13 protein-coding genes are annotated in these 15382 nt (G+C 64.6%); 6 read left to right on the plus strand and 7 right to left on the minus strand.

All coding sequences use genetic code 11. The features are described from left to right. Positions 1-433 precede the first annotated feature (433 nt). The 4 genes from ACFULT_RS07580 to ACFULT_RS07595 all read left to right on the plus strand — a co-directional run bounded on the left by ACFULT_RS07580 (position 434) and on the right by ACFULT_RS07595 (position 3446). Positions 434-637, plus strand: a complete 204-nt coding sequence (locus ACFULT_RS07580) for a hypothetical protein (protein WP_378481060.1) — start codon at positions 434-436, stop codon at positions 635-637. Positions 638-682: 45 nt separating this feature from the next. Further along, positions 683-1687 carry a DUF4192 family protein gene (locus tag ACFULT_RS07585; RefSeq protein ID WP_378481061.1) on the plus strand — a complete coding sequence of 335 codons (1005 nt, stop codon included), beginning with the start codon at positions 683-685 and terminating at the stop codon, positions 1685-1687. 586 nt (positions 1688-2273) lie between these two features. Further along, complete coding sequence (locus tag ACFULT_RS07590; RefSeq protein WP_378481062.1) at positions 2274-2822, plus strand: DnaB-like helicase N-terminal domain-containing protein; 549 nt, start codon at positions 2274-2276, stop codon at positions 2820-2822. Positions 2823-3116: 294 nt separating this feature from the next. Further along, complete coding sequence (locus tag ACFULT_RS07595; protein WP_378481063.1) at positions 3117-3446, plus strand: hypothetical protein; 330 nt, start codon at positions 3117-3119, stop codon at positions 3444-3446. 55 nt (positions 3447-3501) lie between these two features. Here the strand turns inward: ACFULT_RS07595 and ACFULT_RS07600 are convergent, their stop codons facing one another. From ACFULT_RS07600 to ACFULT_RS07610, 3 genes are all read right to left on the minus strand, one after another. Then, on the minus strand, positions 3502-3918 hold the full coding sequence (locus ACFULT_RS07600) for a DUF4234 domain-containing protein (protein WP_378481064.1): 417 nt from the start codon (positions 3916-3918) through the stop codon (positions 3502-3504). A 203-nt stretch (positions 3919-4121) separates the two neighbouring features. After that, positions 4122-4322, minus strand: coding sequence for a hypothetical protein (locus tag ACFULT_RS07605; protein ID WP_378481065.1), 201 nt, complete (start codon positions 4320-4322; stop codon positions 4122-4124). Positions 4323-4598: 276 nt separating this feature from the next. After that, the gene (locus ACFULT_RS07610) at positions 4599-5093 is read right to left on the minus strand and encodes a hypothetical protein (RefSeq protein ID WP_378481066.1); all 495 of its coding nucleotides are present in this window, start codon (positions 5091-5093) and stop codon (positions 4599-4601) included. 241 nt (positions 5094-5334) lie between these two features. On the opposite strand from ACFULT_RS07610, the gene mobF reads away from it, so the two are divergent. Both mobF and ACFULT_RS07620 read left to right on the plus strand, forming a co-directional pair. Then, complete coding sequence (gene mobF, locus ACFULT_RS07615; RefSeq protein WP_378481067.1) at positions 5335-9375, plus strand: MobF family relaxase; 4041 nt, start codon at positions 5335-5337, stop codon at positions 9373-9375. Positions 9376-9507: 132 nt separating this feature from the next. Further along, a complete protein-coding gene (locus tag ACFULT_RS07620; protein ID WP_378481068.1) occupies positions 9508-10623 on the plus strand; it encodes a hypothetical protein in 1116 nt (371 codons plus the stop codon). A gap of 268 nt (positions 10624-10891) precedes the next feature. Here the strand turns inward: ACFULT_RS07620 and ACFULT_RS07625 are convergent, their stop codons facing one another. From ACFULT_RS07625 to ACFULT_RS07640, 4 genes are all read right to left on the minus strand, one after another. After that, the gene (locus ACFULT_RS07625) at positions 10892-11542 is read right to left on the minus strand and encodes a hypothetical protein (protein ID WP_378481069.1); all 651 of its coding nucleotides are present in this window, start codon (positions 11540-11542) and stop codon (positions 10892-10894) included. Beyond that, a complete protein-coding gene (locus ACFULT_RS07630) occupies positions 11539-13386 on the minus strand; it encodes a type IV secretory system conjugative DNA transfer family protein (protein ID WP_378481070.1) in 1848 nt (615 codons plus the stop codon). The genes ACFULT_RS07625 and ACFULT_RS07630 overlap by 4 nt, the downstream gene beginning before the upstream one ends. Beyond that, positions 13383-13625 (minus strand): hypothetical protein, encoded by a 243-nt coding sequence (locus ACFULT_RS07635; protein ID WP_378481071.1) that lies wholly within the window; start codon positions 13623-13625, stop codon positions 13383-13385. Before ACFULT_RS07635 ends, ACFULT_RS07630 begins: the two co-directional genes overlap by 4 nt. Positions 13626-13867: 242 nt before the next feature. Continuing rightward, positions 13868-15370, minus strand: a complete 1503-nt coding sequence (locus tag ACFULT_RS07640) for an ATP/GTP-binding protein (RefSeq protein ID WP_378481072.1) — start codon at positions 15368-15370, stop codon at positions 13868-13870. Between the last annotated feature and the right edge of the window lie 12 nt (positions 15371-15382).

Below are 15382 nucleotides of genomic sequence, written 5' to 3' on the forward strand. Positions count from 1 at the left end.
CGCTATGCAATCTCTACGAATGCGCTGGTCTGTTTTAGCGCGAAACGCGTCAAACCTCTGTTGATCTTGATTTCCGCGGCGCGGCTTGCAATTAGCCGGCGCTATGTGGAGACGACTGGCAGCGATCCCGGCCACCCTTCGGGCGTCCACCGAATCGAACTCCGCTGCGCTCCGTCCCGTTGAAGAGCATCAAGAGTTTCTTTCGGCGCATCTGGCTCCAGTCGAGCTTGCGTCAGCCGTGACCACCGCCGCAACCCCTGGCGGCTGACGCCGGCACAAGGCCCCGAAAACTCTCACAGCGCCTTCGGCTGAGACTTTCCGGTCCAGGGGCTGCCCCGGTGTTCCCGTCCGCCGCCTTCTCGTCCTACGCCAGATGAGGCGAAAGAAATTGGCAGGGCGAAGGTCCGGTCACCGTTTTGCATGGAGGGTCACCATGAGCAGCACCACCGATCGACTGGACCGGGCACTCGCGCAGATCACACGCGCCACCAGCCGTCTCGACGCCGCGATGTGCAGCGGGCTGAGCGTCGACGTCACCGACGTGTGCCAGGCCCTCGCCGCGTGGGATACCGAAGCCCGCGCCCTCGGCGCCACCGAACAACAGATCGACGACGCTCAAATCGCCGGCATCTCCTGACCATCGACATCCTTTTCTCCGATCCCACCACCGAAAGGCGCTACCGTGAGCAACCCTGCACAGTCCGACCTGCGCATCACCTCATTCGCCGGAGTTCTCGCCGCACTGCCCGCGATGATTGGATTCACCCCATACAACTCCATCGTGACGGTCCTCCTGGCCGCCGACGCATCACGAAAGACGTTCGTAAGCACAGTCATCCGATCGGACGCTTCGGACGGCGGCGCACCCGCAGCGGACATCGCAGCCGCAGCATCACGCCATGGCGTCGTCGCCGTAATTCTCGTTGCGGTCGCAGATGCGCGCCACACGGTCGTGTCGTTGCAGGGCGTCGACAGGATCGGGCACCACTTGCGGGAGGTAGGTATCGATGTCCTCTGTGCTCTGCACACGTTCGAGCTGACCGCCGGTGCGGTGTTCAGGGACCTCGACACCGCCGACGGCGGCGTCGTTCCTGATCCTGCGTCGAGCGAAGTCACCGTTTCACAGGTTTTTTCGGGCCGCGCGATCGACTCCGATTGCAGTGTTGTCGAGCATCGCTTCGAGGAGGGCGACGAGATCCCCGAATCGGTCGGTCTGCGCGCAGCCGCAATCCTCGGGGACGTCTTTCTGGCAGCGACCTTCGAGGAACTTGCAGCGACGGTCTACGCGCGCGAGATCCCTAGCGAGGCGATCGTTTCGCGTGTCGGAATCACTTTGAGCGGATCACCGCTCGATGTCCGTGATGCCTACCTGCGCCTGGCGATCTACGGCGAGCAGCGTGCTCTCGAGGTCATGACGCACATTGCGCGCGGACTACGCGGAACAGCACGTGCACAAGCGCTTACAATTGCGAGATACTTCGCCTATCTCGGGGGCGACGGCGCCGCCGCAGGTATCGCATTCGACGCGGCACGTCGAGCAGCCGACTCCGTCGGCACCGATGTCCCGTCGTTGACCGGGTTGCTGGATCGAGCGCTTCGTGCGGGATTCGAACCGAAGAACCTGCGCGAACTGATCCCAATCGCCGAGACCGTCGAGATGTCGACCGGCGCCACACTCACCGGATAACGTGCCGACCGGCTCGGGCAACTGCGCACAGCCGACGTCCGAGCCGCCCGGGCGTCGTCGGCGCGTCGACCACCGAGCCCTCACACCGACGACCGCCGTCAGAGCATCACAGGCAAGGGAGCCCGATCCTATTCCGGAAGGACCACCGCAGTGAAGAACACGTCGAGCGAAAGAAGCTTGTCCCCAAGTGGAGCTTCGGACGATCGAGGGTCCCGGAGTGCCGCATCGAGATCTGGGCGCGTTCCGATCACAAGATCGACAGACAGACGAGACTCGACGGCTGAAAACTGCACGCCCAGGAGTGTAGCCGCGACCAGCCAAGCGCTCCACTGCATCGAGCGCAATACCCGTAAAGCATCCCTTGCTCGCAATACCCGCGCGGAAGCTACGCAACGAAGGTGAATCGCTTTGCAGCACAGTCCATGTACGTCCCCCGCGATCCAGGGTGGCAGTAGATGTACACATCCTGACGTGCAGGCGATACCCTGACGATGGACCACTCGTAAAAGCATTGAACGACAGTGTCATTCGACTACTTTCAGCAGGCGCCGACCCGCGGCGCGTCGCCCTTGAGATTGGACTGATCATGACCGCACTACGCGCAGTGTCACCCGAACCGGCTCAGGACGAGAGCGCCCCAACGGGTGACTTGACGGCACACCCCGAGACTGCTCCTGAGGCCTTGGCGATTTGCGCGCTGATGTGGTCGCGAGACAGGCCCGAAAATCACCGCATCGCATCGGCACTGACCCCGAGTGACTTCCATGAGCCGCTCTACCGCGCGCTCTACGCCGTTGTACGGGGGTTGATTCTCGCCGAGGAGCCCCATGAACCCGTGGGCGTCTTGGATGTCCTCGTGCGATCGGGAGCGGACGGCCACAAGGACGCCCTGCTGCGGCGCGCTCTCACCGATGTCGCAACTGCCAACGCGTGCGGAGCGTCGGCGAGCGATTACGCCGGCATGGTGTTGTCCGAGTCGTACCGCCGCAGCTTCTACGACGCAGGCGTAGCGATCATGCAGGCCGCCGAGGAAGCACCCGAGGATCTGTTGTTCGATCAGCTTCTCGACATCGGCCGCGCACAACGCACTGCGACCAACCGCCTACACCAGTTCCGACGCGGAGCAGCGCAATGACCGGCCGGAACCCCAATACTGAGTCGACGTGTGCGCTTGGTCTCACACCCGAGGATGCGCGCCAGCTCGACCCCGAGACCATCGAGGACCTTCTCGCAGGCCGAGCACTTGACGAAGACATTCGATCCGGCGCCATGTTGCACGAGGCGGCGTTTGCTGCGGGACACACCGATAGCGCCGCCCGAACACTTGTGCACCGGTACCGGCAGTTCGTCGAGGACCGAAACCAGCGCGATCAGATTGCACTCTTCTGACTCACACCCCACCATCCCCATTTGCAACGAAGGACGTCTGATGCCGACACGAATCGACACCGACCGCGGTGCGCTGTACGGGCCCAGCTTCGAGGAGACCCTCGAGTACTTCTTCGGCTCCGCGGCGTACTGGGAATGCCACAGGCTCACCGCCGGCTATGCCGGGGGCCGGGTGATCGGAACGACGGCCGTGCGCGTACCGCATCATGGAGGAACGATCGTCGTCTCTCGCATCCTCACGGTTGTCAACGTAACTGCAGTTCCCGCCGTGGCGGCTCAGTGCGCCGACAGCAGGTTCGCAATCGGACCCACAGCGTGCCCGGAGCTACCGCGGTGGGTGTACGAACACGCACAGTCACTCGCAGTCTGACCATAGCGACGACGGTCGAGCCAACGCGATGATCGGAACAGGCCGCATTCGTACGCTACGCGGCGAGAGCCACGACGGTGCCCGGTTCGAGCGGACCGTAGTGCGCGGTGATCTTGTCGAGCTGAATTTGGTAGTACAGCGTCTGCAGCCCGAAGACGAAGCACAGCAGCAGTCCGATGACAGGGCTGCAGGTCGGTTCGATTCCCGCAGCACGTTGCGCGTCCTTAATTCGGTTGCCGGTGTTGAAGTAGCTCACGAGCGGCGCGATGACAGTCCACCCCAGCAACAGAATCACCAACATTGGCCCTGCAACCGGAACGTTGCGCCGACGATCGAACTCGGCCATCTCGCGGTGAATCTTGTAGTACCAGACGAAGTGGTAAATGCCGAGGGTGATCAGCGGCAGGCCGATCCACACGGCAAACGGATTGCGCGTTTTCATGGCGAGGCCGGACGCGGCAGGAACAGTCATGAGGATTTCCTCCACAACTTCGATGCGGCCAGTCCGCACAACCGGCGACCATCGTCGCACGTGCGCCGTATCACCCACAGGTGAAGCTGGATCCCCGTCCGCAGGTTCATTCGCGCGAATGAACCTGCGCAATTCAGCGGACTATGGTTGCTGATCCGGAGCATGCGTCGGTCACGGCAGGACGCGCTGCGCGACAGCAACGTTCACATGTTGCTGCGAAACGCGCCGGCCGCAACGCCGATGATCAGCGCGACCGCCACACCAGCGACGGCGACGACAATCCGGAAGATCCACGTGGCAACGAGCCCCGTTGCGCGCAGCGGAGCGAACCGCCACCCGGTGTCCGTTGCACCGGCGTGTAGCAAAGCCGTCGCAAATACGACGGCGACGACAATCCATCCCATCACGACATTCCTCTCCCCTCGATTGGTGCTGTGTGGTGCGAGCAGTGTTCAGTACACACACCGGTACCGACACATTCGGCGCGCACGATGCCGCCGGTTGCGCACGAGGCGTGTCGATAAAGACGGGCGCACGAGCCGCGCACTGCAGAGAGATGCGAGAACATGTCTGCCCGAGCATGTGCGGAAAGCTCGATCTTGCACTTCCAGTGCGTCGTGCGATCGATCCAGTGGGGTCGCTCGCGGGCAGAGTGACGCGAACGTCGTGCAGTTGCCCGACTACGCAACGTCCCGGTTCGATGCCGACGCGTCGGCATCGGCGGACGGTGGTACGGATTCCGGTGAAGTGTGCACAGGATCCGTGGAGGCTTCGCCGGCATCGGAAGGCGCCGCAGAGGACTGCTCGTCGTCGGATTCACAGAGCGGCACAGATGCGCGCCGTGCAGATCGAATCAACTTGGTTGCCTCGGCGACTGGAAGATCCACCAACGACGCCACAGCACTATAGGTTTCACCGCGCACCTTGAGCGCCGCTAGCGCAGACGCGCGTCGACCACGCGCACCCTCGAGCTTCACGCGGGCCGCGGAACGGAGCCTGTCGATCCGCTCGGCCAAGTCCTGTTCGATCCTGTCCTCCTCGCGGGTCGCGTCGAAATACGACACCAAATCCGACTCCTGTTTCTTCAGTCGCTCGCGCGCAACCGCCAACCGGTGCGCATTCGCTTTTCGCGCGCGCTCCCGCGCGCTCGATGTCGATCTCGGAAACTGGCTCATAGGTTTGACGGTACCGAGAAACCGGCGCGCTCAAAAGGGCCCGCGGTTTCCCTTGCGCGCTCGACAACGTTGATTGTCAACATCATTCGTCCCTGTACGTCCACCGTCGTTCCCCACGTTCCAATTAGCTGGCAGAATCACGATCCGACAACTTTCACGACCCGTCATTTTTCAACACCACACGCCACACACCTCTTGCACTACTAGTGACTATGGGGCGGCGAGCGCCTATGGTGGCGTCATGATGACCGTCCATCCACTGCACGCGGGGGACGGATATACCTATCTCACACGAGAAGTCGCGGCCGGAGACACTGCAGTCAGGAATGGCCAGAACCTGACCGACTACTACACCGCCGAGGGCACACCACCTGGCATGTGGGGCGGGCGGGCGGCTGCCGAACTCGGAGTCGACGGCGAAGTCCGCGAGGACCAGATGAAGGCGTTGTTCGGCGAGGGATTGCACCCCGAAGCGAAAGCCATGACCGCCGAACTGATCGCCGAGGGCGCAGCTGCCGACCGAGCGGTGGACAGCGTCAGGCTCGGACGACGATTCGCGGTGTACCGCAATGAAGTACCTCTGATGACACGAATCCGCGCCGAGATCGACGCCGACCATAAGTATCTCGGGCGAGTACTGACCGTTGAGGAATGCAACCAGATCCGGTACCGCCTCGGCGCGGAGGAGTTCCACCGCGAAGTCGGCCGATCACCCGCCACCGAAGCCGAACTCGTCCGCTACATCGCCTCGCAGAAACGACGCGAACGCCAACCCGTCGCCGGCTATGACTGCGTGTTCACGCCCGTCAAGTCCGTGTCCGTGCTGTGGGGCCTCGGCAACGACGACGTCCGTCGCAGCGTCGAACGCGCACACGCTGCCGCCGTCACCGATGCAATCCGTTGGGTCGAGGACAACGCCTCCTACACCCGCGTCGGGAAAGCCGGTGTCGGGCAGATCGAATCCACCGGCCTGATGTACACCCGGTTCGATCACCGCGACAACCGCAACGGCGACCCGAACCTGCACACCCATGTCGCGATCTCCACCAAAGTCCAAGGCATCGATGGTAAATGGCGCAGCCTCGATGGCCGAGTGCTTCACAAGCTCGCCGTGGCGGCCTCAGAGCGATACAACACACTCATCGAGGAGTACTTGACTCGGGAACTCGGCACCCGGTTCACTGAACGACCCGACACCGGCGGAGCCAAGAGAGTCGTGCGGGAGATCGATGGCATCCCACCCGAGTTATTACGCGAATTCTCCCGCCGCGATCTGATCGAACGGCGCCTAGAACAGCTCGTCGGTGACTACCGCAAGGTACACGGCAAGGACCCGTCGATGGCGATGCAGATGCGCCTCGCCGACCAAGCGACGCTTGATACCCGCGAGCAGAAACCACCCGCAACATCACTGGTTGCGCAACGCGCGGAGTGGCATTACCGTGCCATCGGCCGTATAGGAAAACGGACCCTGGCCAAAGCCCTGTCCGCCAGCACCGGGCACCCCGTCGCCACGACGAACGCTGCCGACATCGACCACGGGAAGGTCGCGGCGGCAGTTGTCGCTCGTGTCGCACAGCAGCGCTCCACCTGGAACCGCTGGCACATCGACGCCGAAGTGCAACGCCAACTCCGCGGCATCGTCTTCGGCTCCGACTCCGCCAAGGACGAGCTGACCGACCGCATCACCGAATCCGCCCTCGGCGCACATTCGATCCGATTGACCCGCCAGGTGGATGCCGCGCCGAAGGCGCTGCAACGATCCGACGGCGCCTCGATCCTGACCGTGCACGGCAACCAGACCTACACCAACCACGCCATCCTCGGCGCCGAACACCGCCTCGTCGGAGCCGCACACACCCCGACCGCCGTCATGGCACCTGGCCACGCGTACCACTCGGCGCTGGCCGCGCACACTGCGCGCAAAGGATGGGAACTCGGCGCAGACCAGAAGAAACTCGTCGAGCACTTCCTGTTCTCCGGGGCACTGCTCAGCGCAGGAATCGGACCGGCCGGAACCGGCAAGACCACCGCCATGCGCGTCGCCGTCGACGCCTGGCGCGCCACCGGATACGACGTCGTCGCACTTGGACCGTCTGCAAAAGCCGCGGGTGTCCTCGGCGAAGAACTGGGCGTGACCGGCCGCACCATCGACGATGTCCTCACCCGTCACGAACATGGCATCGACACCGGCATCACATCCGGGACGATGATTCTCGTCGACGAAGCAGGGATGGCATCGACCCACAACCTCGACCGCATCACCCGCATCGCCGCCGAACGCGGTGCTGTGGTCCGGCTCCTCGGGGACCCGCAACAACTTGCGGCCGTCGACACCGGCGGCGCACTGCGCTTGATCGCCCGCGAATCCGCGGCCCCCGAACTCGTCGACGTGCACCGCTTTCACGACAAGGAAGAAGCCGAGATCTCGCTGCGTCTGCGTGAGGGTGATACCTCCGTTGCGGCCTGGTACGCGGCCAAGGACCGCGTACACCACGGCATGGCCGACGAGCTCGCCGAGAAAGTCTTCACCGCATGGTCTGCCGACCGCGACAGCGGTACCGCGGCCGTGATGATCGCCAACAGCAACACCACCGTCCGCGACCTCAACGACCGCGCCCGCACCGACCGCATAGCCCGCGGCCTCGTCGCCAAAGGAGGCAACGAACTCTCCGACGGCCTCCGCGCATCCAAGGGCGACACCATCGTCACCCGCCTCAACGACAGCAACCTGCGCGTCACCGGCACCCGCGGAGAACGCGTCGACAACGGCGACCTGTGGACCGTGGAGACCGCACACCGTGACGGCTCGTTGACGGTGAAATACCTCGACCGGGCAGGCCGAGTTCGACTGCCCGCCGACTACGTCCGCAGCAACTGCGAACTCGGCTACGCCACCACCATTCACCGATCTCAAGGGATGACCGTCGACGCTGTCCACGTCCTCGTCGACGAGACCATGAACCGGCAAGCCCTCTACGTCGCTCTCACCCGCGGACGCACCGCGAACCAGCTGTACGTGCCGATCGACAAGATCGTCGACCCGCACCTGATCCACGTCCACCCCGACAAGAAAATCGCCGACGAAGTCGTGCGCACCGTCATCGGCCGCGACGGCTCCGACACCTCCGCCACCGAACACCAACACGATGCACAGGTGGCGCACCGAAAACTGGACTACAACGTCGACGGCTACGGCTACGCCGACGAACTCGTCGACGCCCACCGCATCGGAGCGATCGTCCGCGATCAGATGGGACCGGAACTGGCAGCGAAGATGACCGGCGAACCAGAATGGGACTCCTTCGTCCGCCAATACCGCCGCACCGAACACCTCGGGCTCGACGCCGCGCCGTCTCTGGCCTCCGCACGCACCGAACGCGAACTCGGCAGCGCCGACTCACTGTCCGCCGTCATGCACTGGCGATTGGAGCGTCGCATCGAACAGAGCGAGGACGAACGGACCGCGTGGCGCCGACAGCTGGAACCGACCATGACGCAGCGCTTCGGTGCGCACGCCGAGACGATCCTTGCCGACGAAGGCACCTGGGAACGTCTCGCCGCCCACCTCCGCAACGTAGAGCGGTCAGGGAAGGACCCGCACGCTGCGATCGCGCAACTACGCCGCGGAACAACCCAGCCAGAACCCACAGCCACCGATCTACTCTTCGACGCCGAACGGCGCTGGCCGCTCGGCCGCGACCCCCGTAACCCCGCCGCCCCGACCTGGGTACTGCCGCCCCTGCAGGGCCGTGAGGGTGTCGACCCCGAACTGACCGCGTGGAGCCGGCGCCGCTACACCGAAATCGCCGAACGCACCCGCAACATCGGACAGCACGCCGTCGACGAGCAACCCGACTGGACCAAACACCTCGGCGCCATCCCCGATACCCCCGCCGACAAACTCACCTGGCAGCTCACCGCCGCACAAGCCGGTGCCTACCGAGAACAGTTCGGCATCGACAGCGGCCGCACCCTCATCGGAGACCGACCCGAACATGGACACGCCGCTGCGGCATGGGATCAGGTCAACGCTCGCGTCAACGCACTGACCGTCCGCGACACCGTCCACGCCGGTGTCCACGCGTCGCACCCGATCACGCCCTCGCCGGGGCCAGCCGTCGACCCGGCAGTGCTCGCCGATCGTGCACGCCGCGAGGCAGCCGAACAGCACGCAGCCGAGGAGCGACGCCTCGCCGCGCAACGCAAAGTTGAACGGCGCGAACAACTACGCCGACAACAGACCCGCCGCTCCGGACCGAACCACGGCCCACACATATAGACCCACCTCGCGCCCCTCACCGAACCCAGAAGCTCGATCACGCCAGCAGCAACCTCAGCCAGAAGCACAATGCCGCAGCGTGGATCGGACCTCGCCGCTCCACGCTCTCGTCGAACTAGGGAGCAACCGAACATGGCGTACTACATCCCCGAACAAGATCCGTACCGATTGGCCGAGCTCACTGCGCACGGGCCAGGGCCGATCCACGAAATGGACGGCACTTATCGACCATTCACCGCACCGAACGGGACGGAAGTGCTGCTGTGGACTAGCCGACCGCGATTGACCGAGACGCTCTACACCCACGTCGAAGACGTGCTGAAGCGGCCGCGCACCCACAGGTACTTTCCGACCAACAGTGATCTGACAAAGCCGTCGTTCCACGCGATGATCGAATCGACATTTCATCCGTCACCGGACGACTACCGACTGGTCGAGGGGCATCTGTGGGAGCACATGCACAGTCCCGGCGAACTGGCGAAGAACATCCGTCTCGACGCCGAGATTGAGGTTCCCGGCTCGGCGCTCGGTGAACTGCAAGCCGATTCGACGATCGCCTCGTGTGGCGACCTACACATCGAGCACATCGGCGCGGTGTTTCAGATGGAAGCGGTGCGCCTGGACCGCACATACCTCGACAACAATGTTGACTCCGGTGTGACCGCTGAGCAGCGCGCCGCACTCGATCACTACACCGACGCACTGCACCGGAATCTCAACGAGCGTCGACTCGACACAGTGTCTCGAGGGGCACGGCCGGACCAACTCATCGCGAGCCAGACCAGCGAATGGACCGAACAGGCACGGATCGGGGAATTGAGGACATGGCCGGGAGGGGCAGCCACGCAGAAAGTTGTCGCCGAGCTCGACCACGCAACGGCCGCATGGCAACGCATTCTCGACGAACCGTGGACGATCCTGCCCCATCAGTCGGAGCACGACCTGCACGAAGCGCAGGCTCGACGCAAACTAGATTTCTCGACCGACATGTCCCGAGCGCGGGTCCATGAATGGGCCGTGGCCGCCAAACCTGCGACCCTGACCCCGGATCACCCGCTGCCGACTATGCAACTGACCGAGGCGGACCTACGTCGCCGCGCCGTACAGCACGCCGTCGACCGCGGCATCCGACACGAACCTCCATCTCCACCGCCGCAGGCGGCACTAACCCCACAGCAACACCCCCAACTGCGCAGAATCGAACCCTCACCCTTCCATCCGGTGGAGCATCGTCGACTATCAATGTGACGTAGCGGTACGGGAGAACGCTCGGCGCAAGACACATGCTCCGCACTCGACATCGGTCGGGTGCGGAGCATCTGTCGTTTTCGAGCCGCCGGCAGTGCTTGCACGTCCGGGCGGGTGGACGTGCACGCGCGGTGGGCTCGGCGGCCCTACGACCCAGGGCGCAGCGACCTCTGCGGGATCTGTTGTCGTACCCGGGCGGGAAAGTACGACGATCCAGCAGAGCGCCCGTCGCTGCAAGCACCGGGTCGCAGCTTTGTGGGGCGCCGCGCTACGTCGCCGGCACCCACGCCCCGAGACTGGTGGTGTAGGTCCAGTCGATGTCCTCGAACGTAACTGCACTGTCCGGGTCGGACGGGTCGACGGGTTCGGCGAGGCCTGCTGACAGGGCGGTCTCCATGTCCGCTTCCGGTATCGACCGAACTTCCTGGGCGGCACTGATGTCGGTGATCGACGGAGCAGCCGCCGGAACCGGCGGCCGCGGTGGCGGTGCGGGTTCGGGGCGTCCGCCGATGTCTGCGGCCACGAACTCGTCGAGGCCGGGCAGTGTTATCGGCTCGACCGGGTGGTGCTCGCAGCGAGTGTGGGTGCAGGTGTCGAAGTCGCTGATCGAGCGGATCCGCCCGATGACCGGCCAGAACCATTGGGTGTGCCAGGCGGTGAGGTCGTCGCGGTACTCATCGCCCCGGTAGTAGGCATCGGTCCAGGCCACCATCAGCGCGGAGAGTTCTTCGACGACGGGACTGTGGCGGTACCAGCACGGCGGGATCTTGGTGTCGAGCTCGTAGCGGCCGCGGATCCAGTCGACCCAGTCGATCAGTTCGTCCCACAACGTGCGGGTTTGGACGTTGTCGAGGTAGCGCCACGTGAACCGCGACGGAGTGAGCTCGTCGAGCTCGGAGTCTGCTGCAGGCGTCGTCACGACAGTGTCGTCCCATCGCTGACCTTGTCGAGAACTGCTGTCCGCGAGAATTTTTCAGGATCGACAGGGACATGACCGGAGTCGACGATGGAGTCAAATGCCTTCTGTGACTCCAGAACTGCGGTGCGGGAGTGCTTGTCGTCCCAGACCGAAGGCAGGTGCACCAGGATCGGCGGTGCGCCCCGATAGATCAGCAAACCGTGGTCGGGTTCCATCGTCCGGATCTCTGCCGGTGTCATGATCGGAACTTCCCGCAGGGTCGGGCCGGCCTGTTTGCTGCCCGAGGGCTGCCATTCGTAGCGGTCTCCGAGCATCCGCGACAGTGATTGCAGCTCATCGCCTTTGAGTCCGGGTAGGACGATGCGGGCGGGGGAGTTGTCGGCGAACATCTTGCCCGCCGTCGGTCCCCACCGCAGCTTGTTCTGCTCTTCGTTGTGGGCGTAGGCGTGAATGGTGATCCCGCGCCCGCCGGAGTCCGACATCAGATCCGGCAGGCCGGGGATCGGGGCGACGTTGTTGACCTCGTCGAGCTCGAAGCGCATCGGTGGATCGAAACGCCCACCGGGCAGCGTCTGGGAGTACCGGTCGGCGAGATAGTGCACTTCCGAGGCCAGAGCGGCGATGAACGGCGCCGCGGAGTTGTCCTTGCCCTTCGACACCAGATACAGGGTGTCGCCGCCCGAGCGGATGAACTGCTTGAGGTCGAACGACTCTCGGACCGGGACGTCGACGGCGCGCAGCAGAGCCGGTGAGGCCAGCGGGGCCAGGAGGCGGCTGGCGGCACCGATCATGTCGTCGGAGGAGTCCGATCCGGAGTCGAGGATCTGCGAGAGCTCGCTCTCCCAGTCCGGCATCGACCGAGTGAGGATCTCGCGGGGTTCGCGGCCTTTGCGGGAGTTCACCCAGACACGGAGCTTGCCCAAGCTCGCCCCGCTGACGGCGGCGGCGTGCAGGTAGCAGCGCAGCAGAACGACAGCTTTGTCTTCCCAGTAGCCGCCGTTGGTGGTGTCGCCCATCGGCATTGCGCCGACCAGTGCCTTGGCTCGGCGGATCGCAACGTCGGGATCTTGGCAGCCGGAGAGGATCGACCACCGAATGGGGTCGGGCCAACCGGTTATGTTCTCCGGATCGAAGATCGCGATCGTCCCGAGCGTCTGTCGCCAGAGGTAGGTCGCGGAGATCAGATCGACTTTCGTCGACGTCACCAGCAGCGGACCGGGGGCGTCCATACAGCGTTGATACGCCAGTCGCCACGTCTTGCCGGAACCGGTGACACCGTGGACCAGCATGCAGTCGTTCTGCTTCAGGTATACGGTGCGGTCGGGGTCGACGACGTTGCCACCCAGGGCGATTGCCACTTCGCGTGCATCCAATTGAGATGGTTTGACGTCTTTCAGTGAGGCGCGGGTCGCGACTGCCGCTTTGCGGACGCTTTTCTCGTCGATGCCGGCGCGAACGAGGTCCTTGCGGGTGGCAAATCCGCGTTCGGACTGGCGGCGCCGGAAGTGCCAGTCGTCAACTTCGGAGTCGATCCACACGGCGACTGCACCGTAGGCGGCTCCCAGGATCAGGATGCAGGTCCACGTCACCCACGCTGGACCGGGTTGGGCGCCGTCGGGCCACCCGGATGCCGGGTCGTCGGGGTGGGTGACCAGTCCGACGAAGATCCTCGCGATCTCCCCGCCGCCGGCGGGCATCGCGACGACGTTGCCGGAGACGATCGAGGAGACCATGCCGCCGCCGAGCACCGCGAACAGCAGACCGCCCACGAACGCGGCGATGGTGAACGCCTCGGCGGGGATGATCGGATCCCTTGGACGAGGGGGCGTTTGTCGCTGACTCATCGGAGCGCACCTTCCAGAAGTTCTGCTGTGATCGGTGCTGCCGGGTGTTCCTCGAGGCGGCTGTCGATCGCGAGGAGGAACTGCTGCCAGCCTCCGTCGTAGTTCGCATCGACGACGGCCACGACGAGGCGGTCGGAGAGCTCGTCCAGGGTGTCTTCGTCGAAGTCGCAGTCCAGGAGCCATCCGCGGGCCTCGTGCAGCGCGGCCGCGAGTACTCGCTGGGAGATGTTGTCGGTCATCGGTTCTCCGTCCGGTGGGTGCCGCGCCGGGGAGCGACGTAGTCGCTGAACAGGGCGCGGTGAATGCGTTCGGTGGTATTCATCGATGCAGCGGTTTCGCGGTGCGCCACCGGAGCGTCTGCGGATCGAGGTGTAGGTGACGCGGTCGGTCGCGGGGTGTAGCGGGGTGCGGTGTGGTGTGGCCGTTGGTGTGCTGAGTTCATGTGTTTGTCCGTCTCTGGGAGTGAACGACGAGGGTGGGGTCAGGCCGCGCCTTTGACGGCGGTATCGGTGTTGGTGAGGGCGATCTCCTCCGGGGAGCGCACGTGTTCCATCAGGATCGGATCGGCGGATCCGATCTTGACCAGGCATTCGCCCTGGCCGAGGCCCATGATGATGTCCACCGATCCCGGTGGGAGGTGATACATTTCAGCGGTTTCGCGGGCGTCGTCGTAGCGTTCCTGGGCGAAGAGGAACACGATTCCGGCTTCCTGCATCAGTGCTCGGGCCGGGGAGTCCTTAGACATGTCCGAGGGGTGATGGAACGCCGAGACGGTCGACAATCCCAGTCCGCGTGAAAGTTTCATGTTCGACCGGAACACGCGGCCGGTACTGCCTTCGGCGACGTGCCAGCCCTCCTCGACGATGAGGATGGTCTGGCGTGAAAGCGAGGATCGGGCGGCGAGCAGGTTCGCGAGCCAGGTGTTGATGACGGTCATCACCACTCGAAGGGCGGGGCCCTCGGTGGGCAGGGCGGAGATGTCGAAGTGCGCGAACGGGTGCTCGAGCGCAGCTCGTACTTCCGGGGAGGTGGGGGCGTCAACGAGGCCTTTGAGGTCGCGGTCGACCAAGCGGAGTAGGGCCAGGCCTGCTTCGTAGCCCCATTCGAGCGATCGTTGCGCCCAGCGGTCACCGAAGTAGTCCCCGTCGCCGGGTCGAGGCTCGACGAGCCTGCGGGCGAGGTCTTCGAGGACTGGTTCCCGTCCGGCCGCGGCGGCTTCGTGATTGACGAGCTCGAGGGCTCGGCCGACGGCGCTTTTCTCCGCGGTGGACAGGGGCCGTTCCATCGTGTCGGCGAGGACGGCGAGCACGAGTGCTTCCTGCCCGGCGGGGGTGACGCCGTCGAGGCCTCCGGCGTGCTCGCCGCCAGTGGTGATGGCGGGATCGAGCAGATTCAGACGTGCGCCGCCGCCACCGGTTTTGAAGCGGACCGATTCGACACCGAGGGTGCGAGCGAAGATCGAGTACTCGCCTTCGGTGCCTTGGCGTTTCTTGTCCATGACGACGACCTGGCGACCGAAGATCAGTTGCCGCCAGCACGAAGCAGTTTTGATCAGCGAGGACTTGCCTTTGCCGATGTCGCCGACCATGCAGACGTTGATGTTGGAGATGTCGGTGCCGTAGAGCTCGAACGGGTCGGTGATCACCAGATCGTTCGAGATCCGGTTCAACCCTGTGACCGGGCCTTGATGCCGGACGCTCCGGCGGCTGATTGCCAGGTTCAGTGCTTCGGCTTGTCTGGTGGTGCTCCACGCTCCTTCCGGGCGGGGTTCGTACCAGCCGAACCGGTCGAGCAGCTTCCTGCGCTTCGGCGGCTTTCTGCGCACGATCTGGTGCGGCGCGGCGGCGGTGGCGTTGTCGGAGTCTACGACTTTCTGTCCGTCGCCGAGATGCTGCGGCGGAACGTCACCGAAGAGGCGGCTGCGGCTGCGGGCCGAGGTCCGACCATGGGTGGCCGCGGGGCGGGTGGTGATGTTCGGTGCCATGTCGATTCGCTC

The organism is Rhodococcus sp. NPDC057297 (genome assembly GCF_042667435.1).
Lineage (GTDB): Bacteria > Actinomycetota > Actinomycetes > Mycobacteriales > Mycobacteriaceae > Rhodococcoides.

Coding starts and splice junctions, on each gene's coding strand:
- ACFULT_RS07580 (WP_378481060.1), top strand. CDS start 434: ATGAGCAGCACCACCGATCGACTGGACCGGGCACTCGCGCAGATCACA.
- ACFULT_RS07590 (WP_378481062.1), top strand. CDS start 2,274: ATGACCGCACTACGCGCAGTGTCACCCGAACCGGCTCAGGACGAGAGC.
- ACFULT_RS07595 (WP_378481063.1), top strand. CDS start 3,117: ATGCCGACACGAATCGACACCGACCGCGGTGCGCTGTACGGGCCCAGC.
- ACFULT_RS07600 (WP_378481064.1), bottom strand. CDS start 3,918: ATGACTGTTCCTGCCGCGTCCGGCCTCGCCATGAAAACGCGCAATCCG.
- ACFULT_RS07605 (WP_378481065.1), bottom strand. CDS start 4,322: ATGGGATGGATTGTCGTCGCCGTCGTATTTGCGACGGCTTTGCTACAC.
- ACFULT_RS07610 (WP_378481066.1), bottom strand. CDS start 5,093: ATGAGCCAGTTTCCGAGATCGACATCGAGCGCGCGGGAGCGCGCGCGA.
- mobF (WP_378481067.1), top strand. CDS start 5,335: ATGATGACCGTCCATCCACTGCACGCGGGGGACGGATATACCTATCTC.
- ACFULT_RS07620 (WP_378481068.1), top strand. CDS start 9,508: ATGGCGTACTACATCCCCGAACAAGATCCGTACCGATTGGCCGAGCTC.
- ACFULT_RS07630 (WP_378481070.1), bottom strand. CDS start 13,386: ATGAGTCAGCGACAAACGCCCCCTCGTCCAAGGGATCCGATCATCCCC.
- ACFULT_RS07635 (WP_378481071.1), bottom strand. CDS start 13,625: ATGACCGACAACATCTCCCAGCGAGTACTCGCGGCCGCGCTGCACGAG.
- ACFULT_RS07640 (WP_378481072.1), bottom strand. CDS start 15,370: ATGGCACCGAACATCACCACCCGCCCCGCGGCCACCCATGGTCGGACC.